At 65.6% G+C, this 21,135-nt stretch carries 16 protein-coding genes and 1 pseudogene; 13 read left to right on the forward strand and 4 right to left on the reverse strand.

The annotated features are described in order from the left end of the window. Window positions 1-94 precede the first annotated feature (94 nt). From L0U82_RS11890 to L0U82_RS11900, 3 genes are all read left to right on the forward strand, one after another. The gene (locus tag L0U82_RS11890; protein ID WP_233831176.1) at window positions 95-1,501 is read left to right on the forward strand and encodes an O-acetylhomoserine aminocarboxypropyltransferase; all 1,407 of its coding nucleotides are present in this window, start codon (window positions 95-97) and stop codon (window positions 1,499-1,501) included. Next, on the forward strand, window positions 1,498-2,331 hold the full coding sequence (locus L0U82_RS11895) for an alpha/beta fold hydrolase (RefSeq protein WP_233831178.1): 834 nt from the start codon (window positions 1,498-1,500) through the stop codon (window positions 2,329-2,331). Before L0U82_RS11890 ends, L0U82_RS11895 begins: the two co-directional genes overlap by 4 nt. 351 nt (window positions 2,332-2,682) lie before the next feature. Then, the gene (locus L0U82_RS11900; RefSeq protein WP_233831180.1) at window positions 2,683-3,003 is read left to right on the forward strand and encodes an Mpo1-like protein; all 321 of its coding nucleotides are present in this window, start codon (window positions 2,683-2,685) and stop codon (window positions 3,001-3,003) included. Window positions 3,004-3,032: 29 nt separating this feature from the next. On the opposite strand, the gene L0U82_RS11905 is transcribed toward L0U82_RS11900, so the two are convergent. Continuing rightward, the gene (locus tag L0U82_RS11905; protein ID WP_233833245.1) at window positions 3,033-4,334 is read right to left on the reverse strand and encodes a YihY family inner membrane protein; all 1,302 of its coding nucleotides are present in this window, start codon (window positions 4,332-4,334) and stop codon (window positions 3,033-3,035) included. 154 nt (window positions 4,335-4,488) lie between these two features. Between L0U82_RS11905 and wrbA the strand changes: the two genes are divergently transcribed. The 4 genes from wrbA to L0U82_RS11925 all read left to right on the forward strand — a co-directional run bounded on the left by wrbA (window position 4,489) and on the right by L0U82_RS11925 (window position 8,080). Continuing rightward, on the forward strand, window positions 4,489-5,091 hold the full coding sequence (wrbA, locus tag L0U82_RS11910) for an NAD(P)H:quinone oxidoreductase (RefSeq protein ID WP_233831182.1): 603 nt from the start codon (window positions 4,489-4,491) through the stop codon (window positions 5,089-5,091). A gap of 230 nt (window positions 5,092-5,321) precedes the next feature. Continuing rightward, the gene (locus tag L0U82_RS11915; protein ID WP_233831183.1) at window positions 5,322-5,726 is read left to right on the forward strand and encodes a DUF2069 domain-containing protein; all 405 of its coding nucleotides are present in this window, start codon (window positions 5,322-5,324) and stop codon (window positions 5,724-5,726) included. Window positions 5,727-5,802: 76 nt separating this feature from the next. Next, the gene (locus tag L0U82_RS11920; RefSeq protein WP_233831185.1) at window positions 5,803-7,221 is read left to right on the forward strand and encodes an FAD-binding oxidoreductase; all 1,419 of its coding nucleotides are present in this window, start codon (window positions 5,803-5,805) and stop codon (window positions 7,219-7,221) included. Between the two features lie 52 nt (window positions 7,222-7,273). Next, window positions 7,274-8,080 (forward strand): metallophosphoesterase, encoded by an 807-nt coding sequence (locus L0U82_RS11925; protein ID WP_233831188.1) that lies wholly within the window; start codon window positions 7,274-7,276, stop codon window positions 8,078-8,080. A gap of 220 nt (window positions 8,081-8,300) precedes the next feature. Here the strand turns inward: L0U82_RS11925 and L0U82_RS11930 are convergent, their stop codons facing one another. Both L0U82_RS11930 and L0U82_RS11935 read right to left on the reverse strand, forming a co-directional pair. Further along, window positions 8,301-8,450: a hypothetical protein gene (locus L0U82_RS11930; RefSeq protein WP_233831190.1), complete on the reverse strand. Its 150-nt coding sequence runs from the start codon at window positions 8,448-8,450 to the stop codon at window positions 8,301-8,303. A 257-nt stretch (window positions 8,451-8,707) separates the two neighbouring features. Next, window positions 8,708-9,646: a LysR family transcriptional regulator gene (locus tag L0U82_RS11935; protein ID WP_233831192.1), complete on the reverse strand. Its 939-nt coding sequence runs from the start codon at window positions 9,644-9,646 to the stop codon at window positions 8,708-8,710. A gap of 200 nt (window positions 9,647-9,846) precedes the next feature. Here L0U82_RS11935 and L0U82_RS11940 point away from each other — a divergent pair, with 200 nt between their 5' ends. From L0U82_RS11940 to L0U82_RS11955, 4 genes and pseudogenes are all read left to right on the forward strand, one after another. Further along, the gene (locus L0U82_RS11940) at window positions 9,847-11,613 is read left to right on the forward strand and encodes an efflux transporter outer membrane subunit (protein ID WP_233831194.1); all 1,767 of its coding nucleotides are present in this window, start codon (window positions 9,847-9,849) and stop codon (window positions 11,611-11,613) included. A gap of 14 nt (window positions 11,614-11,627) precedes the next feature. Continuing rightward, window positions 11,628-13,913: pseudogene (locus L0U82_RS11945) on the forward strand (FUSC family protein); the annotation flags it as partial. After that, window positions 13,903-14,103 carry a DUF1656 domain-containing protein gene (locus L0U82_RS11950; protein ID WP_233831197.1) on the forward strand — a complete coding sequence of 67 codons (201 nt, stop codon included), beginning with the start codon at window positions 13,903-13,905 and terminating at the stop codon, window positions 14,101-14,103. The pseudogene L0U82_RS11945 and the gene L0U82_RS11950, both read left to right, overlap by 11 nt. A gap of 13 nt (window positions 14,104-14,116) precedes the next feature. Next, a complete protein-coding gene (locus tag L0U82_RS11955) occupies window positions 14,117-14,995 on the forward strand; it encodes an efflux RND transporter periplasmic adaptor subunit (RefSeq protein WP_233831199.1) in 879 nt (292 codons plus the stop codon). On the opposite strand, the gene L0U82_RS11960 is transcribed toward L0U82_RS11955, so the two are convergent. Beyond that, window positions 14,979-16,679 (reverse strand): methyl-accepting chemotaxis protein, encoded by a 1,701-nt coding sequence (locus tag L0U82_RS11960; RefSeq protein ID WP_442793614.1) that lies wholly within the window; start codon window positions 16,677-16,679, stop codon window positions 14,979-14,981. The two genes, L0U82_RS11955 and L0U82_RS11960, sit on opposite strands and share 17 nt — an antisense overlap. Before the next feature lie 453 nt (window positions 16,680-17,132). Here L0U82_RS11960 and L0U82_RS11965 point away from each other — a divergent pair, with 453 nt between their 5' ends. Together L0U82_RS11965 and L0U82_RS11970 are read left to right on the forward strand one after the other, a co-directional pair. Beyond that, window positions 17,133-18,401 carry an MFS transporter gene (locus L0U82_RS11965; protein ID WP_233831204.1) on the forward strand — a complete coding sequence of 423 codons (1,269 nt, stop codon included), beginning with the start codon at window positions 17,133-17,135 and terminating at the stop codon, window positions 18,399-18,401. A gap of 802 nt (window positions 18,402-19,203) precedes the next feature. Continuing rightward, window positions 19,204-21,108 (forward strand): propionate--CoA ligase, encoded by a 1,905-nt coding sequence (locus L0U82_RS11970; protein ID WP_233831206.1) that lies wholly within the window; start codon window positions 19,204-19,206, stop codon window positions 21,106-21,108. The last annotated feature ends 27 nt before the right edge of the window (window positions 21,109-21,135 follow it).

Below are 21,135 nucleotides of genomic sequence, written 5' to 3' on the forward strand. Positions count from 1 at the left end.
ACGCCGGCAAAGCCCTGCTTGAAGCGGTGCACGCCAGTGATAGGATGGCCGCCACACCCACCTTCGCGAGGCCGCTCGCGGCCCGCCGCCCACGATGTCCGCCAACCGTTTCGATACGCTTGCGCTGCACGCCGGCGCCGCGCCCGACCCCGCCACCGGCGCGCGCGCCACGCCGATCTATCAGACTACGTCGTTCTCCTTTCGGGACTCGGATCACGCCGCGGCGCTCTTCAACATGGAGCGCGCCGGCCATGTGTATTCGCGCATCTCGAATCCGACCGTCGCCGTATTCGAGGAGCGCGTCGCCGCGCTCGAAAACGGTGCCGGCGCGATCGGCACCGCGAGCGGCCAGGCGGCACTGCATCTGGCCATCGCGACGCTGATGGGCGCCGGCGCGCATATCGTCGCATCGAACGCGCTGTACGGCGGCTCGCACAACCTGCTGCACTACACACTCAAGCGCTTCGGCATCGAGACGACCTTCGTCAAGCCGGGCGACCTCGACGCATGGCGTGCGGCGCTGCGCCCCAATACGCGGCTGCTGTTTGGCGAAACGCTCGGCAACCCGGGGCTCGACGTACTCGACATCGCCGCGATCGCGCAGATCGCGCACGAACACCGCGTGCCGCTACTGGTCGACTCGACGTTCACGACGCCCTACCTGCTGAAGCCCTTCGAGCATGGCGCCGACTTCGTCTATCACTCGGCAACCAAGTTTCTCGGCGGCCACGGCACGACGATAGGCGGCGTGCTGGTGGACGGCGGCACGTTCGACTTCGATGCGTCGGGTCTCTTTCCCGAATTCACCAAGCCTTACGACGGCTTTCACGGCATGGTGTTCGCCGAGGAAAGCACGGTCGCGCCGTTCCTGCTGCGCGCGCGCCGCGAGGGCTTGCGCGACTTCGGCGCGTGTCTGCATCCGCAGGCCGCATGGCAACTGCTGCAAGGCATCGAAACTCTGCCGTTGCGTATGGAGCGGCACGTCGCCAATACGCGGCGCGTGGTCGAATTTCTCGCCGGCCATGCGGCGGTCGAAACGGTTGCCTATCCCGAGCTGCCGGACCATCCGGATCATGCGCTCGCGCAGCGGCTGCTGCCGCGCGGCGCCGGCGCGGTGTTCAGCTTCAATCTGCGTGGCGATCGCGCGGCCGGGCGCAGCTTTATCGAGGCGCTCACGCTGTTCTCGCATCTCGCGAACGTCGGGGATGCGCGTTCGCTCGTGATCCATCCCGCGTCGACGACGCACTTCCGCATGGACGCTGCTGCGCTCGCCGCGGCCGGCATCACAGAAGGCACGATCCGGCTGTCGATCGGCCTGGAAGATCCGGACGATCTGATCGACGATCTCAAGCGTGCGCTGAAAGCCGCGCAGAAAGCCATGCAAACGGCGGGCGGCGGCACCGCGACGCCGAGCGGCCAGGCCGCCTCGCAGGGCAGCGCCGCCATGCCGACGGCCGCCTCGTCGGCCATCCCTTCGCCGTCCCGCCCGGAGTCCACATGATCGTCACCGTTCAAGGCAAATCGGCCTATGCCTACACCGGCGGCAAACCCTTCGATGCGCACCTGCCGACGGCCGTGTTCATCCACGGCGCCGAGCACGACCACAGTGTGTGGGGACTGCAGAGCCGGTACTTCGCGCACCACGGCTTCGGCGTGCTCGCAGTGGATCTGCCGGGGCACTGCCGCAGCGCCGGCCCCGCGCTCACGACGGTCCCCGCGATGGCGGACTGGCTCGCCGCGCTGGTCGACACGGTGGGCGTCACGCGCGCGTTTGTGGCCGGCCACAGCATGGGCTCGCTGATCGCACTCGACTTCGCCGGCCGCTATCCGCAACGCGCGACGCACCTCGCGCTGCTCGCGACCGCGATGCCGATGACCGTCTCCGACGCGTTGCTCGACGCCGCGCTCAACCGCGAGCCCGAAGCGATCGGCATGGTCAACCAGTGGTCGCATTCGACACTCGCGGCAAAGCCATCGTCCCCTGGCCCCGGCTTCTGGCTGCACGGCGTGAACCAGCGGCTGATGGAACGTGTCGCCGTGCGTGGCGAGCCGCATCTGTTCCACACCGACTTCACCGCCTGCCATACCTACGCGGATGGCCTCGACCGCGCCGCTCAGGTGCGCTGCGCAACGCGCCTGATCGTCGGCCGGCGCGATGCGATGACGCCGCCGCGCGCGGCCCGGGCGATTGCCGATGCGCTCGCGCAGGCCGGTGCGCCGGTCGACACGGTCACGCTCGAAGCAGGCCACGCGCTGATGACCGAGCAACCGGATGCAACGCTCGATGCGCTGTTCAGTTTCGCGTCGAAAGCGCCGCGCGACGGGCGGTAAAAGGGCGTGGCGTGACAACCCGGGCTGGGGTTTTCGCGGCTCACGGCAGCGGTGAGAGGTCGCCGGAAAGCGTTGCAAAGAATGGTCAACATACCTGTGCGAAAACCGCCGCGCCATCGGCCGAATGGCCAGGTTGCACTCGGCTGGCGATCGCCGGACAATGATTGAAAGCTGTCTTTTTCAGCATGCTTTCCAGCTCGCGCCTGCTCTGCTGCCGCATGGCGACGAAGCGTGACGCGCACGCGGCAATCAGGCGGTATCGATCGAGCCGTGCACCGCTATAAGCACCCATCTTTCATGGGACCCAAGTGAGCGCTAAAGCGCTAACTCCGGTCGACACAGGAGACCATCATGGCTCATACAGCGCATACCGATCACTTCGCGAGCTTCGCGGAGTTCTATCCGTACTACCTGAGCGAGCATCGCAACCTGGTCTCGCGGCGGCTGCATTTCGTCGGTTCGCTCGGCGTGATCGGCTGCCTCGCGATGGCGCTCGCCACGGGCAACTGGCTATGGCTGCCGGCCGCCGTAATCTGCGGCTATGGCTTCGCGTGGGTCGGCCATTTCTTCTTCGAGAAAAACAAACCGGCCACGTTTCGCCACCCGTTTTACAGCCTGATGGGCGACTGGGTGATGTTCAAGGACATCTGCGTGGGGAAAATTTCGCTGTAGCTGCGCCGGCAATGGAACAACTCGCGACGTCACGCCGCCTGATGCGGCATCGAAGCCGCCGCGCGCTCGCTGTCCCCAGCGCGCGCGGCACGAGCGGCCGCCCGCGCCGCCAGTAGCGCGGCAAGCGTCACCTTCAGCTTGTCGTTGTCGAGCGCGGCCAGCAGCAAGGTCCCGTCGGTACGGGTCGAATCGAGTTCAAGCTGATACGTCAGCTCCGCCCGGTCAATCACGAACAGGTCGTAAAGCCGCTGCACCGTGACCTGCGCCGGATTCGCGAGCAGCACGAAATGCGGGCCGGTATGGTCTTCCTGCAGACGCGCGATCCACTCGATCTCCTCGAGCCGCTGCAACAGCATCTGCGTGGTGTCCATATCGCGGCGAAGCATACGCGCGAGTTCGGGCATCGTATAACCGCGCTTGCCGGCATCACGCGCTTCGGACAGGCGCGCGAGCAGTTCGAGCGCATCGAACAGATGGCTGCCGTTGAATACGGGCCGGTGAAACTGGCCGATACGGATCGCCGGCAACGCGGAGGCGATCATCGCACCGGTGAGCGTGATGAACCAGCACAGATACATCCACACCAGGAACAGCGGCACCGCGGCGAACGCGCCGTACACGGCGGTGTAAGTCGGAATGCGGCGCACGTAGTAACCGAAGCCGCGCTTCGCGAGTTCGAACGCGACCGCGGCGATCACACCGCCGACCACCGCGTCGCGCCATTCGACGCGGCGGTTCGGCAGATAAACGTAGAGAATCGTAAACGCGAGCACGGTAAGCGGCAGCGTCGCGCCCGCGAGCGCCCATTCGATCAGCGGAGTGATGCGCTGCGCCGCCGAGAACGTCATCGATTGTGTGAACAGATACGACGAGATCGACAGGCTCACGCCGATCAGAATCGGGCCGAGCGTGATGATCGCCCAGTAGACCAGAATGCGCTGCGCGACGGGCCGCGCCTTGCGCACGCGCCAGATCACGTTGAACGCGGATTCGACGGTCATCATCGTCATCACCGCGGTGACGAACAGGATGATCATGCCGATCGTGGTAAGCCCCTTGGCCTTCGACGCGAACTGGTTCAGATACTTGAAGATCTGATCGTTCAGTTGCGCGGGCATCAGGTGATCGGCGAGAAAAAACTGCAGCGACGCCTGGAACGAGCTGAAGATCGGAAACGCGGTAAATAGCGCGAACGCGACGGTGGCGAGCGGCACGAGCGACAGCATCGTCGTAAACGTCAGACTGCCCGCCACCTGGGGAATCCGGTCCTCACCGATGCGTTGCGCGGCGAACTGCGCGAGCCGTTTGAGCGTGTCGAGATCGAAACGCATCCTGGACAACAAACCTGCCTCCTTGCTTCCTGACCCGCCGAACCGGGACTGCGGGAACCGCTCGCGGCGTCTGATCGAACCACCTGGCCGAACGGCTATGAGCGGCCTGTACCGTGGACCGAGCCCCTATAATACCCGTTCACCGATGAGGCCTATGAAAGACATACTCGTGCTTTATTACAGCCGTCACGGAGCCACGCGCGAGCTCGCGCTGGCGATCGCGCACGGCGTCGACAGCGTCCCCGGCATGCAGGCGCGAGTGCGCACCGTGCCGGCGGTTTCCACGGTCTGCGAGGCGGCCGAACCGGACATCCCCGCCGAAGGGCCGCCTTACGTCGAACTGCGCGATCTCGAGGAATGCGCGGGCCTCGCGCTCGGCTCGCCGACCCGTTTCGGCAACATGGCCGCCGCGCTCAAATACTTTCTCGACGGCACCACGCCGCAGTGGCTGTCAGGCGCGTTGTCCGGCAAGCCGGCCTGCGTGTTCACATCGACCGGCAGTCTGCACGGCGGCCAGGAATCCACACTGCTGTCGATGATGCTGCCGCTGCTCCATCACGGCATGCTGATCGTCGGCATCCCGTACACCGAAAGCACACTGTCCACCACGCAGACGGGCGGCACGCCGTACGGCGCGTCGCATTTCGCGCGCGCGGGCACGGCCGGGCAAGGCATCTCGGCCGATGAACGCACGCTCGCCATCGCGCTTGGCGCGCGCGTCGCGCGCACGGCGGCGTCGATGAGCGAAAGACCGTGAGCGGACCGGATACACAGCCGGCAGAAAATGGCACCGCGCGCCGGGAAGAGCAGCGCTCTGAAGTCACGGTCACGGACCATCTCGCGAACGCCGCGCAATCGGTGAAGGACCCAGATACCGCACCTGCGGATCGGAGCGCGAATTTCGGTGCGAATGTGGCCGACAGTCCCAGCACGAATCTCGCCGAAAATCTCCCCGCAAGCGCATCACAGCACGCATCCACAACGCCCGTGGCACCGAAACCCGCCGCCGCGCTCGTCGCCGCTTTCACGCTGGTCGCGATGATCGCGCTCGCCGTCGCATGGGAATGGTGGCTCGCGCCGCTGCGGCCCGGCGGCTCGCTGCTGGTGCTCAAGGCGTTGCCGCTGCTGTCGGCGCTGCCGGGCGTATGGCGGCGGCAGCTCTACACGCTGCAATGGGCGTCGATGCTGATCCTGCTGTATTTCGCCGAGGGTGTCGTGCGCGGCTGGAGCGACCATGGGCTGAGCGCACAGCTCGGTTGGCTGCAGGCGGCGCTGGCGGTGATCTTCTTCGTCAGTACGCTCGCTTATGTCGGACCGTTCAAGCGCGCGGCGAAGCTGGCCGCAAAAGAGGCCACGGCAGCCGCCGCCGATGGACCCGCCCCACCCGCGTGACGCAAACGCCCACCCGTCCCTAACCGCAAACCGCAACACTCGACCCGCCCCGACTCCCACACCGCCGACCAACCCCATGACCTATACCGCCTTTCTCGCCGCCTGCCGCGATGCCATCGGCGCGGCCCACGTGCTGACCGACCCACACGACACCGCCCCGTACCTGACCGACTGGCGCCGCCGCTACACCGGCACGGCCTGCGCGGTGCTGTGCCCGGCCACGGCCGCGGAGGCCGCGGCGCTCGTGAACCTCGCGGTCGAGCATCGTGTCGCGCTGGTGCCGCAGGGCGGCAACACCGGTCTCGCGGGTGGTGCGACGCCCGACGCGAGCGGCGCGCAGGCGGTCATCAGTCTGCGGCGGCTCAATCGCGTGCGCGATATCGATCCGCACAACAATACGATCACGGTCGAAGCCGGCGTGATCCTCGCCGACGTGCAGAAGCACGCGGAGGCGGCCGGGCGTCTGTTTCCGCTGAGCCTCGCCGCCGAGGGCAGCTGCACGATCGGCGGCAATCTGTCGACCAACGCGGGCGGCACCGGCGTACTGCGCTACGGCAACACGCGCGAGCTGTGCCTCGGTCTCGAAGTCGTGACGCCGCAAGGCGAGCTTTGGGACGGACTGCGCGGCTTGCGCAAGGACAACACCGGCTACGATCTGCGCGATCTGTTCATCGGCGCGGAAGGCACGCTCGGCCTGATCACCGCGGCGGTGCTGAAGCTGCACCCGCAACCGGCCGCGCGCGTCACCGCGCTCGCCGCGCTGGCGTCGCCGCACGCGGCACTCGATTTCCTCGCGCTCACGCAGCGTGTCGCCGGGCCGCTTCTGACCGGCTTCGAACTGATGTCGGATTTCTGCCTGCGCCTCGTCGGCCGACATTTCGCGCAGATGCGCTATCCGTTCGCCGAGCCGCATGCTCAGGTCGTGCTGCTCGAACTGTCGGACAGCGAAAGCGAAGCGCACGCGCGCGCGCTGTTCGAAGGGCTGATGGAAACGGCGCTCGAACAGGGTCTCGTGGAAGACGCGGTGGTCGCGGAAAACCTCGCGCAATCGCGCGCGTTCTGGAATCTGCGCGAACACATTCCGCTCGCGCAGGCCGAGGAAGGGCTCAATATCAAGCACGACATCGCGGTGCCGATCTCGCGTATCGGCCATTTCATCGAGGCGACCGACGCCGCCATTGCCCAAGCCGCGCCGGGCGCGCGCATGGTGACGTTCGGCCATCTCGGCGACGGCAATCTGCACTACAACGTGCAGGCGCCCGAGGGCATCGACGCGAAGGCGTTTCTGGAGCAGTACCAGAGCCCGATCAACCGGATCGTCTACGACAGCGTGCACGCGCATCGCGGCAGCATCAGCGCGGAACATGGGCTCGGCCAACTGAAAATCGACGAGGCTGCACACTACAAGCAGGACGTCGAAGTGCGAATGATGCGTGCGATCAAGCAGGCGCTCGATCCGCTGAACCTGATGAATCCCGGCAAGGTGCTACGCTAATGACAGAAGCCTCCGCGGTCCGGCGCGGCGGCGTGTTTCAGGAGTTGCGTCCGTGAAGATTCGCGTGCTGTCCGACCTGCATCTGGAAAACGACGAGCCCGAGCTGATTGCCCATGCGCAGGCGGATCTGATCGTGCTGGCCGGCGACATCCACAACCATGCCGCGGGTCCGCGCTGGGCCGCGCAGGCGTTCGACGACGCGGTGCCTATTGTCTACGTGCCGGGCAATCACGAGTACTACGACGGTGAGTTCGGCGCGCTCGAAAGCGCGTTGCTCGACGCGGCCGCGCAGGTCGACAACGTGCACGTGCTGAACAATGCCTCGCTCGTCGACCCGCAAGGCCGCTGGCGCGTGCTGGGCACGACGTTGTGGACCGACTTCGCGCTATACGGCGCGGCGCCGTCCGAGATCGACGAGTCGATCGACGCCGCGAGCCGCGTGATGCTCGATTATCGCGGGCTGATCCAGATGAACTGGCCGCACGACACGCATGATGCCGAGCGCGATTTCACGCCCGCCGATTCGCTCGCGCTGCACCGGCGCGCGCGTGCATGGCTCGAAGGCGAGCTCGCGAAGCCGTTTGTCGGCCAGACGATCGTGGTCACGCATCACGCGCCGCATCGCTTGAGCCTTGCCGAGCGTTATGCGGAAGATCGCGCGTCGGCGGGCTTCGTCAATCATTTGCCGGAACTCGTGCGCTCGCCTGTCGCGTTGTGGATTCACGGGCATACGCATACATCGTTCGACTACGTGGTGGACGGCACGCGCGTCGTGTGCAATCCGCGCGGCTATTTCGACCGGCGTACGGGTCAGTGGGAAAATCCGCTGTTTGCGTGGGATAAGGTGGTCGATATCTAGCGGTACGGTTCGATTTCGACTCGACGCGAACTCGTGCATCGCGCGCACATGTGAACCACGTCAGATGACCGGAGCACCGCACTCGCACCCCCTGAGGAAGGGGACGACGAGGCGCTCGTAGAAGAAGAAAAAACCTGTTGGACCCGTCCGCTTATCAAGCCCTTCAAGGAAGCTGGCGGCGGATTTCAAACGCTCCGCCGCCACTCCATGTTCGTCGATCTCAGCGCTCGCGCCGCGCGTTCGGCTGTTCGATCTTCACCGGCACGAGTTGCGGCTGTTGTTCGCGCAGGCGGCGCAGCAGATCGCGCGATGCGGCAACGCCGATCAGTCCAAACATGACGGCCACGCCGATCACCAGGTGCGTATCCATGAATTTGTCGTCCTTCAGTGGTTGCGATGCGCCAGATGGCGGCGAATTCGGCGCCTCCGCTGAGAACGGCAGCGCGTGAACGACACGTTAGCAAATCGGGCACCCAGCAGAAGTAAAGAAATGTTGCGGCGCCGCGCTTATGTAACAGGCGGGCGTTGCGGGCTGTCACATCGCGCGTTGCCCAGACGTCAAGCTCTACAAGAACGTGCGCATGACGCGTATCCGGCAGTACGCGCATTGCGTTGAAAAGCGCGCGGTTACGACCTCGCGAATTGCCGCAACTCCGCGTGATCCGCGGCAAGCGTCGCGGGCAGCTCGTCGCGCAGAAACTCAACCCACGTGCGGATCTTCGCGTCCAGATACTGCCTCGACGGATACAACGCATACAGGTTCATCGGCTGCGCCGTGTATTCGGGCAGCAGCCATACGAGTTCGCCGCTGCGCAGCCAACGAATCGCCGAATAGAGCGGAATCAGGCCGACGCCCATGCCCGCGCACGCTGCGGCGGCCATCGCCTCGGCCACGTTCACCTGAAACGTGGTGGGACCGAGCGCGACGGTTTCATCGCCGTTCGGGCCGTCGAAGGTCCATTTGTCCGCCGGAAAAATCGGCGTCACGAGTTGCATGCACGTGTGCTGCGCGAGGTCGGCGGGCGTTTGCGGCACGCCGCGCTGCTCCAGATACGCCGGCGACGCGCATGCCACGCTGAATGCGCTACCGAGGCGCTGCGACACGAGTCCCGAATCCGGCAGGTCCGTCGCGAGCGCCAGCGAAACGTCGAAGCCTTCGTCGAGCAGATCGGGCATGCGCTGCGCGAGCGTCAATTCGACCTGCACCTCCGGATAGCGCTGCTGGTAGCGGCCGACCGCCGGCACCACATAGTGCTGGCCGAAGCTCGTCATCGCGTGAACCTTGAGTTTGCCGGACGGGCGCGCGTGCGCGTCGCTCGCCTCGGCCTCCGCCTGATCCACATACGCGAGGATCTGCTCGCAGCGCTGCAGATAACGCTCGCCGGCCTCGGTCAGCGCGATGCGGCGCGTGGTGCGGTTCAACAGCCGCGTGCGCAGATGCGCCTCCAGATCGGAGACCGCGCGCGACGCGTAAGCCGTGGTCGTATTCAGATACTGCGCGGCACCCGTGAAGCTGCCTGCTTCGACGACGCGGACGAAAACGCGCATGTTTTGAAGCGTGTCCATACCCTTACTCCGGTCCCATGCAACCCATTGCGGTCGGCGAGGCAACCTCATTGCAATTGAATGGCTGCGATTGTTACACGATTCGCAAAGGCAATTATCTCATGTTCTGTAAGAATGCCTTGCATCTTTACCGGTTATTCCCCAATCGATCGAAAAATATAATTGCACGCATGCTTCTATAGTCATTTCTGGGGGAAATCGTGCAGTCTCCGGTACCGAAAGCGGTCGCCGCGGCAGCGGTTCTTACGATCTTATTAACAATCGCCGGATGCGCAAGTACCGGAGGCGTCGCGCCGCAAACGCGTACGACCGCGCCTGCTTCGCTCGACGCGGGCAACGCGATTCGCGCGGCCAACGCCGATGCGCAGTGGCCCGCCACCGACTGGTGGCGCGCCTATCACGATCCGCAACTGAATCAGTGGATCGACGCCGCGCTCGCCGGCAATCCGAGTCTCGCGGCGGCGCAGGCGCGTGTGCGCGAGGCGGCGTCGATGGCCGGCGTCGCGCACGCGGCGCTCTCGCCGCAAGTCAACGGTGAGCTGTCGATCCAGCGTCAGAAGTGGGCCGACAACGTGTACTACGGTCCCGGACCGCTCGCGGGCGAGCAGTCCTGGAACAACACCGGCACGCTCGGCCTGTCGTATCACCTCGACCTGTGGGGCAAAGACAAAAACGCCGCCGAGCGCGCGCTCGACCTCGCTCACGCGAGCGCCGCCGACGCGCGCGCCGCCCAGCTCGAATTGCAGGGCAACGTGGTGCGCACCTATATCGATATGTCGCTGAACTATGCGCTGCTCGACGTCGCGAAGGCGACGCTGCAGCAACAGCAGCAGATCGTCGATCTCGCGAACCGGCGCCTGAAAGGCGGCATCGGCACGCAACTCGAAGTGAGCCAGGCCGAAACGCCGCTGCCCGAATACGAACGCCAGATCGACGCAATCGACGAAAAGATCGCGCTCGGCCGCAACCAGCTTGCCGCGCTCGCGGGCAAGGGCCCGGGCGCGGGCGACGCGATCCAGCGCCCGGCGCTGTCGCTGGGCACGTCCGCCGCGCTCGCGAGCCTGCCGGCCACGCTGCCCGCCAATTTGATCGGCCATCGGCCAGACGTCGTCGCGGCGCGCTGGAGCGTCGCCGCGCAGGCGCGCGGCATCGACGTCGCGAAGGCCGACTTCTATCCGGACATCAACCTGCTCGCGTCGATCGGCGGCTATGCGGCGATGGGGCCGCTGTTCCAGTTCCTGAAGAATCCGTCGCATAGCTGGAGCGCGGGTCCCGCGCTGTCGCTGCCGATCTTCGACGGCGGCCGGCTGCGCTCGCAGCTCGGCGCGGCGTCGGCGGGTTACGACGAGGCAGTCGAGCACTACAACCAGTCGATCGTCGATGCGCTGAAGGACATCTCCGACCAGGTGATCCGCACCCGCTCGCTCGCGACCCAGGCCGGCGACGCCGACCGCTCGGTCGCCGCGGCTCGCAAAAACTACGATCTGGCGCGCGAAGGTTATCGGCGCGGCCTGACCGACTATCTGAACGTGCTGGTCGCGCAAAGCCAGTTGCTGCGCGCGCAGGAAGGTGTCGCGAAGGTGCAGGCCGAACGGCTCGGCGTGCATGCGTCGCTGATGACGGCGCTTGGTGGCGGGCTCGATGATCCGGCCAACGGTCCGCAAGACAGCGACACGCTGCCGGCGCATGGCAAGGGCAAGAGAGGCGCGGTGAATGCAGAGGCGGATGCAAGGGGCGCGGCGGAGAACGCGAGCAAGAGCGGCAGCGCAATTGCGAAAGCAGCTATGGCTCCGAAGAGCGCAGTACAGGCGGGCTCGGCAAATCGCCCGAGCCACTTAACGTCCACAGCGCGTGCCGGTGTGGGTACAGCTACGACCACTGGCGCTGGTGCCGTTGAGGATGTCGGTGCAACTACCAACGCCGCCGCCCACGCCACCACGAGCACCCAAGCGCCCGCGACCGAGTGAGGCAGCCAGTCATGTCTACGCCCTCCACTACCCCACGCCCGGCTTCCTTCGCAGCCCTCTACGAAGCCGCCACCGAATGGGCGCGCACCGACGGCCTCACGTGGATCTACCTGTTCAAGGCGCTCGCCGCGTGCTTTCTCGCGCTCGGCATCGCGATGAAGCTCGACCTGCCGCAGCCGCGCACCGCGATGACGACCGTCTTCATCGTGATGCAGCCGCAAAGCGGCGCGGTGTTCGCGAAGAGCTTCTACCGGATCTGCGGCACGCTGGTCGGCCTCGTCGTGATGCTCGCGCTGCTCGGCCTGTTCGCGCAGCAACCGGAGCTGTTCATCATCTCGACCGCGCTGTGGGTCGGCATCTGCACTGCCGGTGCCGCGCGGAACCGCAACTTCCGCTCGTACGGCTTCGTGCTGGCCGGCTATACCGCCGCGCTGATCGGCATCCCCGCGTCGCAGCATCCGGACGGCGCGTTTCTGAGCGCGCTCACGCGGGTCGCCGAGGTGGTGATCGGCATCATCTGCGCGGGCGCGGTGAGCGGGCTCGTGTTTCCGCAGTTCGCCGGCATGCAGATGCGCGGCACCGTGCGCGCGCGCTTCTCTGCGTTCGTCGAATACGTGTCGGCGTCGCTCGCCGGTCGTAACGACCGCGCTCGGATCGAGGCGACCAACGCGCGCTTCGTCGCCGATATCGTCGGCTTCGAGGCGGCGCGCAGCATCGCCGTGTTCGAAGGCCCCGATTCGCGTATGCGCGGCGGGCGTCTCGCGCGGCTGAACAGCGAGTTCATGACCGCGTCGACGCGCTTTCACGCGCTGCATCAGTTGATGAACCGCCTGCGCGCAAACAGCGAGAGCGCCAGGAGCGACGAGAGCGACACCGGCGGTACTCAAAACACCCACGGCTCAGCCATCGCGATCGCCGCGCTCGAACCGTACTTCCGCGAGATCGCGCCGCTGCTCGCGAAATCCGGCGAACCGGTGCTCTCCGCGACCGACGCCGCGCACGCTGCCGCCCAGCTCGACACGTACAAGGCCGAGCTGCCGAAGCGCGTGCGCGCGACCCGCGCCGAACTGGAAACGCATGCCGACGCGCCGCTGCTCGATTTCGACACGGCCGCCGAGCTGCTGTACCGCTTCATCGACGACCTGCACGCCTACGCGGCCACCTACGCGTCGCTCGCGGTCGACACGCATGCGCGCGAGCGCTGGATCGAACGCTACGAGCCGAAAACCAATGGCATCGCGGCGGGCGTCGCCGGCGTGCGCGCGGCCATCGTGATGATGGTGCTCGGCGCATTCTGGATCGCGACCGCGTGGCCGAGCGGCGCGACGCTAACGCTGAACGCGGCGGCCGTATGCGCGCTCGCATCGTCGGCGCCGGATCCGAAGCGCACCGTATTCCAGATGGCCGGCGGCACCATCCTCGCGACGCTGATGGGCCTGATCGCGGTATTCGGCGTGTTTCCGCACGTCGACGGCTTCGTGATGCTGTGCGTCGCGCTGACGCCGTTCCTGCTGCTCGGCGTATTCATGACCACACGTCCGCTGCTCGCCGGTTACGGCGTCGGCTACTGCATCTTCTTCTGCTTCCTCGCGGGTCCCGACAACGTGATGCACTACGACCCGAGCTCGTTCATGAACGACGCGCTCGCACTGGTGCTGTCGATGCTGGTGGCGTCGGTCGCGTTCGCGGTGCTGCTGCCGCCGTCGACGCCGTGGCTGCGCAACCGCCTGCTCTTCGATCTGCGTCGCCAGGTCGTGCTCGCCGGCCGCGCGAGCCTCGCCCGCGTGCGCTCGCGCTTCGAGAGCGGCGCGCGCGATCTGATGTTCCAGATCAATGCGCTGTCGCCGAATGAACCCGATATCAAGCGCGATACGCTGCGCTGGCTGTTCTCGGTGCTCGAAGTCGGCAATGCGGTGATCGACCTGCGCCGCGAAGTGGCGGCGCTGCCGTCGCACGCGCGCTACGGCAAAACGACGCCGTGGCGGATCGCATTGCGCGCGCTGCTCGATGCGCTCGCCGCGCAGTTCGAGCGGCCGCGCGAAGACCGTTTCGCGAGCGCGCTCGCGGCGACCGCCGCTGCGATCGCCGAAGTGCAGCAGCTGATGGCCGACTTCTCGCCCGCGCGCGAAGAGCGGCACCAGTTGCTGCGCATCCTCAGTCAATTGCATTTCATCCGTACCGCGCTGCTCGATCCGCAGTCGCCGCTCGCGTCGGCGAGGGGTGAACACGACAAACACACCGAACCCGACGGACGCAGCGGTACGTCAACAGAAAAAGAAGGAGTTGCCCATGCCACGTGATATCGCCGTGCTCGATGCGTACGTGCCGGCCATCGTGCTGCTGTTCATCGCGGGCGCCGCGCTCACCTGGGCGCTCGATCGCGTGATCGCCTATACGGGCCTGTATCGCGTGGTGTGGCATCCATCCCTGTTCCGGGCCAGCTTGCTCGTGTCCGTGTGCGGCCTTCTCGGCCTCGCCGTTTACCGTTGATCAGAGTCGAATCATGACCATCCGAAATCTTGTGGGCTTCATCGCGACAGCCATCATTTTCATCGTCGCGATACTGATTGGCCGCGTGCTGTGGGTCCATTACATGGATGAACCGTGGACCCGCGACGGTCGCGTGCGCGCCGAAATCGTCAACGTCGCGCCCGATGTATCCGGCGCGATCGTCGATCTGCCGGTCAAGGACAACCAGCTCGTGAAGAAGGGCGATCTGTTGATGCAGATCGATCCGTCGCACTATCAGATCGCGGTCGAGCAGGCGCAGGCGGCGGTCGCCGCGCGCAAAGCCGAATTGCAGATGAAGCGCGACGACGCGCAGCGCCGCGCCGATATGGATTCGCTGGTGGTATCGAAGGAAAGCCGCGAAAACGCGACGCACACCGCGTCCGCCGCCGAAGCCTCATATCAGCAGGCACTTGCCGCGCTCGACGCCGCGAAGCTGAACCTCGAACGCACGCGCGTCGTGTCGCCGGTCGACGGCTACGTGACGAACCTGTCGGTGTTCCGCGGCGACTACGCGAGCGCGGGCGCGGCGAAGCTCGCGATCGTCGATAGCCATTCGTTCTGGGTCTACGGCTACTTCGAGGAAACCAAGCTGCCGCACGTGCGTATCGGCGACAAGGCCGAGGTGAAGCTGATGAGCGGCGGCACGCTGCAAGGCCACGTGGAAAGCATCTCGCGCGGCATTTACGACCGCGACAATCCGCAAAGCCATGAACTGCTCGCCGACGTGAACCCGACTTTCAACTGGGTGCGGCTCGCGCAGCGCGTGCCGGTGCGCGTGAAGATCGATTCGGTGCCGAGCGACGTGATGCTCGCGGCGGGCACAACGTGCACGGTGGTCGTGCGGCCGGAGGCGGTCAAGCCGAGAGCCTGAACTTCCCCACCATCGCCTTCAACCCGCGCGCCTGATCGTCGAGTGAGCGGGCCGCGGCGGTCGCCTCTTCGACCAGCGCGGCGTTCTGCTGCGTGCCGGCATCCATCTGCGTGACCGCGAGATTGATCGCCTCGATGCCCGCGCTCTGCTCCGACGACGCCGCCGAGATCTCGCCCATGATGTCGGTCACGCGCTTCACCGCCTTGACGATTTCGTCCATCGTCTGACCGGCGTCCGCGGCCAGCGCCGAGCCGTTACCCACACGCTCGACCGAGGTCTGGATCAACGCCTTGATTTCCTTCGCGGCCGCCGCGCTGCGCTGCGCGAGGTTGCGCACTTCCGCCGCGACCACCGAAAAGCCGCGCCCTTCCTCGCCCGCGCGCGCCGCCTCGACGGCCGCGTTCAGCGCGAGGATATTGGTCTGAAACGCGATCCCCTCGATCACGCCGATGATGTCGCCGATGCTGCGCGCGCTGTCGTTGATCTCGTTCATCGTCGCAACCACGCGGTTCACGACCGCGCCGCCCTGCTCGGCGATCTCCGACGCATTGTTCGCGAGCGTGCTCGCCTGCTTTGCGTTGTCGGCGTTCTGACGCACCGTCGAGGTTAACTGCTCCATGCTGTGCGCGGTGCGTTCGAGCGCGAAGGCCTGCTGCTCGGTACGCTGCGACAGGTCCAGATTGCCCATCGAAATCTGCCCCGACGCGGTCGCGATCGCATCCGCGGTCGATGCAATGTCGGCCACCGTGGTCGCGAGTCCGCTTTGCATGTCGGACAGCGCGAACAGCATGCTCGAACGGTCCTTGCCGCCGAGTGCGATGCGGTTCGACAGATCCCCCGCCGCGATGCGGCTCGCGATTTCCTTCGCGTAGGCGGGCTCGCCACCCAGCTGCCTGGTGAGCCGCCGCTCGACCCACGCGGCGATCGCGAATGCGAGCACGATCAGCGCGAGCGTCATCACCGCGATCATCACGAACGACGAATGGTAGATAAAGCCGGACGCCGCGATTGTCGCCTTCGCGGCGGTGCCGCGCTGCGCGACGAGTTCGTCGACGAGCTTTTCGAGCTTGCCGGTTTCGACCAGCAGCGACACGTCCTGGGTGCCGACCTGCCAGTTCATCTGCGACAGATCAAGCGGCTGCGCTTTGATCAGCGTGACGAAGTCGCGCAGATGGGTGCTCCATGTCGCCACCCCCGCGGCAAATGCTTTCTGCTCGCCGAGCGCCTTCGGGTCCGACTTGTCGATGTATTGCTGCAGCGTGCGCAGTTGCTCGCCGAGATCGGCGATGCCGTGCTCGATGTCGGCGCCGAGTTCGTCGCGCTCCTTCGCAGTGGTCGCGGTGAGCAGCATCTTTTGCGCGCGGCTTGCGCGCAGCAGGTCGCCACGCGCTTCTTCGGCGGCGCGGCTCGCGACGTGGCCCTGATCGTAGATCGACTGCGCGGACGCGTTCAGCCGGCCGATCTGCAGCAAAGAAAACACACCGATCAGCAGCGTGCCGAGCAGCAACACCGTGAACGCAACGCGCAGCGTCGCCTTGACCGATAGACCTTTGAGCGTCGCCGCGGTGCGATGCCGGGTGTTGCCGGCCGCCGTGCCACCCGGCGCCGCCCGCGTTGCTCCATTGATGGACCCGTTGCCCAGCACATTCGCGCCGTCCCCGCCGCTTCGCGCCACTGCTTTCATAGTCCCCGTCCCCACATATAAACCCGCCGGAAAGGTCGGTTCCGGCATGACCGGCTATCTATTCGGTCTACGGCAGAAATGTCCGCGTTCTTGAATGCCGCCTGCCCGATGGCGGCAATGCCCGGCCTGGCTGCCGCTCGACCGCGCACGCTTTATATCCCGGCCAAAAATATGGCCAAAAAAGGCATGACCGGATTGACAGGACGACTCGCTGTCAGGCGTGGACGCACACGCATCGGTCCCCATGTCCGATTCGCGACAAAACTTGTCTGCACAGTTTTCTCAAGCCACATTAAACTTCGACTCATTACTTACAACGCGCCGCGACTAAATGCCGCGGCGCGTTGTCAGATCGGCCTGCAGACGCTTACGAGGCGCCCGCGGACACCGATCTCCGCCGATTTTTCGCCGCTTCTTAATCGTCACTGTTTGCCCTGACCCTTCTTCTCGCGTATGGAAACCAGCCTCGATAAAGGCGCCCTCGCCGGCGCATCCGCCACGGGCACTGGTACGGCGGCAGCGTCCGCCGCCGCGCCGGTGGCCGCCAAGGTTCAACGCACGGTCTACTCCGTGCTCGGTGCGATCAGTTTCTCGCACCTGCTCAACGACATGATCCAGTCGTTGATTCTCGCGATCTACCCGATGTTCAAGGACAACTTCTCGTTGTCGTTCGGGCAGATCGGCCTCATCACGCTGACTTACCAGATCACCGCGTCGCTGCTGCAGCCGCTCGTCGGTACCTATACCGACAAGCATCCAAAGCCATACTCGCTGCCGGTCGGCATGGGCTTCACGCTCGCCGGCCTGCTGCTGATGTCGGTCGCGCCGAGCTTCGGCGTGCTGCTGATTGCCGCCGCGCTGGTGGGCTGCGGCTCGTCGGTGTTCCATCCGGAATCGTCGCGGGTTGCGCGGATGGCGTCGGGCGGCCGTCACGGGCTCGCGCAGTCGCTGTTCCAGGTCGGCGGCAACGCCGGTTCGTCGCTCGGGCCGCTGCTCGCCGCGTTGATCGTGATTCCGCATGGCCAGCGCAGCATCGCGTGGTTCTCGGCCGCGGCGCTCGTCGCGATGGTCGTGCTTACGCAGATCGGCCGCTGGTACAAGCGTCATCCGTCGGTGAAGAAGGCACGCGGCCAGGGTACACACGCGACGCTGCCGCGCAACAAGGTCATCATGGCGATGAGCGTGCTCGTGCTGCTGGTGTTCTCGAAGTACTTCTACCTTGCGAGCCTGAACAGCTACTTCACGTTCTATCTGATCGACAAGTTCCATCTGTCGGTGCAGGCCGCGCAGATCCATCTGTTCGTGTTCCTCGCGGCGGTCGCGGCCGGCACGGTGATCGGCGGGCCGATCGGCGACAAGGTTGGCCGCAAGTACGTGATCTGGGTATCGATCCTCGGTGTGGCGCCGTTCACGCTGCTGCTGCCGTACGCGAACCTGTTCTGGACCGGCGTGCTGACGGTCGTGATCGGCGTCGTGCTCGCCTCGGCGTTCTCGGCGATTCTCGTGTATGCGCAGGAGTTGATTCCGGGCAAGGTCGGGATGGTTGCCGGGCTGTTTTTTGGTTTTGCGTTCGGGCTGGGGGGGGTGGGTGCCGCTGTGCTCGGGCAGCTTGCTGACGCGACGAGTATTGCGTTTGTTTATAAGGTTTGTTCGTTCCTGCCGTTGATCGGGGTGCTGACGGTGTTGCTGCCGGATGTGGAGGGGCATCGCGCTAAGGCTTGATGGTTGGTTTCTTGCCTTTTGCTTTTTGGTTTTTTGCCTTTTCTTGATTTGCTGTTGGTCTTTTCTTGATTTGCTTCTGGTTTATTAGCGCTGCCCCTGTGCGGGGCGGCACCTACTTTCTTTGCGGCTGCAAAGAAAGTAGGCAAAGAAAGCAGCTTTACACCGCCAGCTCATAAGTGGGCACCTCGGTACATCACCGGTAGTGGTGCATCTGGAATCCGTGCCCCCGCACATTCGACGGCAGTGACAAGGCCGTCATTCTTCCGGCGGCGCTGCGCGCGCCGTAACCCCGTTCAAAAACCATCGGTTGTTCAAGCCTGTCGCCGAGGCGCAGCCGATGGCGCCCGCTGCGCGGCCACCCCCACTGGTTTCCCAGGCATACCCGTCCGCGACGCACGTAGTGCGGAGTGGGTGCGGATGACGGCTTTGTCAAAGACGCGGAGTGTGCGGGAGCACAGACTCCAGATGTACCACTACCCCCTCCAAGCCAGGGGACCCACTTAAGAATTGGCGGTGTAAAGCTGCTTTCTTTGCACAGCCGCAAAGAAAGTAGGTGCCGCCCCGCACAGGGGCAACGCTAATAGACCAAAAGCAAATCAGGAAAAGGCCAAAACAACAAAAACAACAACCAAAACCACATCCATCAAAAAAAGCGCGCCAGCACCGCCTATGGTCAACCCGCGTTGTCCCCACCACCCCGCATGACTATGCTTGTGCGATCACCCGCGCCGCACCGGGCGCAAAATTTGCACGCCTGTTTGACCTGAACCCACCCCTTCACGTCGTACAAGGATCGCCGCCGATGACCCGCTATCGCGATTTCCACCGCCGTTCGATCGACAATCCCGAAGCCTTCTGGGGCGACGAAGCGCGGCGGATTCACTGGCATACCCCGTTCGGCACCGTGCTCGACCGTTCGAAGCCGCCGTTCGCGCGCTGGTTCGTCGGTGGGCGCACGAATCTCTGTCATAACGCGGTCGACCGCCATCTCGCCGAGCGCGCGCAGCAGAATGCGCTGATCTACGTGTCGACCGAAACCGGCATCGAGCGGCGCTACACGTACGCCGAGCTGTATGCCGAAATCAACCGGATGGCCGCGGTGATGCGCTCGCTCGGCGTGAAGCGCGGCGACGTCGTGCTGCTCTATCTGCCGATGATCCCCGAAGCGATGTTCGCGATGCTCGCGTGCGCGCGTCTCGGCGCGATTCATTCGGTCGTGTTCGGCGGTTTCGCGGCGCCCAATCTCGCGGCCCGTATCGACGACGCGAAGCCGGTGCTGATCGTGACCGCCGACGCCGGCGCGCGCGCCGGCAAGGTAATCGACTACACACCGCTCGTCGACGAAGCGCTCTCGCGCGCCGCGCACAAAACGCCGCACGTGCTGCTGATCGACCGGCAACTCGCGCCCGCGCGCCTGAACGCGCCCTACCTCGTCGCCTACGAGCCGCTGCGCGAGCAGTTCTTCGATGTGCACGTGCCGTGCGAATGGCTCGAATCGAATGACCCGTCGTATGTGCTGTACACGTCCGGCACGACCGGCAAGCCGAAGGGCGTGCAGCGCGACGTCGGCGGCTACGCGGTCGCGCTCGCGGCATCGATGGAGTACATCTTCGAGGGCAAGGCCGGCGATACGATGTTCACGGCCTCGGACGTGGGCTGGGTGGTCGGCCACAGCTACATCGTCTACGCGCCGCTGATCGCGGGGCTCACCACCGTGATGTACGAAGGCACGCCGATTCGCCCGGATGGCGGCATCTGGTGGCGGCTCGTCGAGCAGCACCGGATCAACCTGATGTTCACCGCGCCGACCGCGCTGCGGGTGCTGAAAAAGCAGGATCCGGCGCTGCTGAAAGCGGCCGATCTATCGAGTCTGCGCACGCTCTTTCTGGCCGGCGAACCGCTCGACGAACCGACCGCCGCGTGGATCGCCGGCGCGCTGAACAAACCTGTCGTCGACAACTACTGGCAGACCGAAACCGGCTGGCCGATGCTCGCGATTCCGCGCGGCATCGAGGCACTGCCGACCAAGCTCGGCTCGCCGGGCGTGCCGTCGGTCGGCTACAGCCTGACGCTGCGCAACGAGCTGACCGGCGAGCCGTGCGCGGTCGGCGAAAAAGGCGTGCTGACGCTCGACTATCCGCTGCCGCCAGGTTGCATGTCGACCGTGTGGGGCGACGACAAACGCTTCGTCAACACCTACTGGTCGAGCGTGCCGAACCAGCAGGTCTATTCGACGTTCGACTGGGGCGTGCAGGACGAGGACGGCTACGTGACGATCCTCGGCCGCACCGACGACGTGATCAACGTCGCCGGCCATCGACTCGGCACGCGCGAGATCGAGGAAGCACTGTCGAGCCACGCGGCCGTCGCGGAAGTGGCGGTGGTCGGCGTGACCGATCCGGTCAAGGGTCAGGTGGCGATGGCGTTCGTCGTGCTGCGCGGCGCGCAGGCCGATGCGGACCCGAGCGAGCGCGCCCGGCTGGGCGCCGAACTGGCGGCGACGGTCGACCGTCAGTTGGGCTCGATTGCGCGGCCCGCGCGCGTGGTGGTGGTGTCGATGTTGCCGAAGACACGCTCCGGCAAGCTGTTGCGCCGCGCGATCGCGGCACTCGCCGAGGGCCGCGATCCGGGCGATCTGCCGACGATCGAAGATCCGGCGGCGTTGCAACTGGTGCGCGACGCACTGGGCGGCGGCGGGAACGAATGAAACGAAATAAGGCGATAACTGGATACC

It is taken from the genome of Paraburkholderia sp. ZP32-5 (genome assembly GCF_021390495.1).
Lineage (GTDB): Bacteria > Pseudomonadota > Gammaproteobacteria > Burkholderiales > Burkholderiaceae > Paraburkholderia.

What these genes read in the sequence shown, in the direction of transcription:
- L0U82_RS11890 (WP_233831176.1), top strand. Translation starts at nt 95, where the DNA reads ATGTCCGCCAACCGTTTCGATACGCTTGCGCTGCACGCCGGCGCCGCG.
- L0U82_RS11895 (WP_233831178.1), top strand. Translation starts at nt 1,498, where the DNA reads ATGATCGTCACCGTTCAAGGCAAATCGGCCTATGCCTACACCGGCGGC.
- L0U82_RS11900 (WP_233831180.1), top strand. Translation starts at nt 2,683, where the DNA reads ATGGCTCATACAGCGCATACCGATCACTTCGCGAGCTTCGCGGAGTTC.
- L0U82_RS11905 (WP_233833245.1), bottom strand. Translation starts at nt 4,334, where the DNA reads ATGCGTTTCGATCTCGACACGCTCAAACGGCTCGCGCAGTTCGCCGCG.
- wrbA (WP_233831182.1), top strand. Translation starts at nt 4,489, where the DNA reads ATGAAAGACATACTCGTGCTTTATTACAGCCGTCACGGAGCCACGCGC.
- L0U82_RS11920 (WP_233831185.1), top strand. Translation starts at nt 5,803, where the DNA reads ATGACCTATACCGCCTTTCTCGCCGCCTGCCGCGATGCCATCGGCGCG.
- L0U82_RS11930 (WP_233831190.1), bottom strand. Translation starts at nt 8,450, where the DNA reads ATGGATACGCACCTGGTGATCGGCGTGGCCGTCATGTTTGGACTGATC.
- L0U82_RS11935 (WP_233831192.1), bottom strand. Translation starts at nt 9,646, where the DNA reads ATGGACACGCTTCAAAACATGCGCGTTTTCGTCCGCGTCGTCGAAGCA.
- L0U82_RS11950 (WP_233831197.1), top strand. Translation starts at nt 13,903, where the DNA reads ATGCCACGTGATATCGCCGTGCTCGATGCGTACGTGCCGGCCATCGTG.
- L0U82_RS11955 (WP_233831199.1), top strand. Translation starts at nt 14,117, where the DNA reads ATGACCATCCGAAATCTTGTGGGCTTCATCGCGACAGCCATCATTTTC.
- L0U82_RS11960 (WP_442793614.1), bottom strand. Translation starts at nt 16,679, where the DNA reads ATGAAAGCAGTGGCGCGAAGCGGCGGGGACGGCGCGAATGTGCTGGGC.
- L0U82_RS11965 (WP_233831204.1), top strand. Translation starts at nt 17,133, where the DNA reads ATGGAAACCAGCCTCGATAAAGGCGCCCTCGCCGGCGCATCCGCCACG.
- L0U82_RS11970 (WP_233831206.1), top strand. Translation starts at nt 19,204, where the DNA reads ATGACCCGCTATCGCGATTTCCACCGCCGTTCGATCGACAATCCCGAA.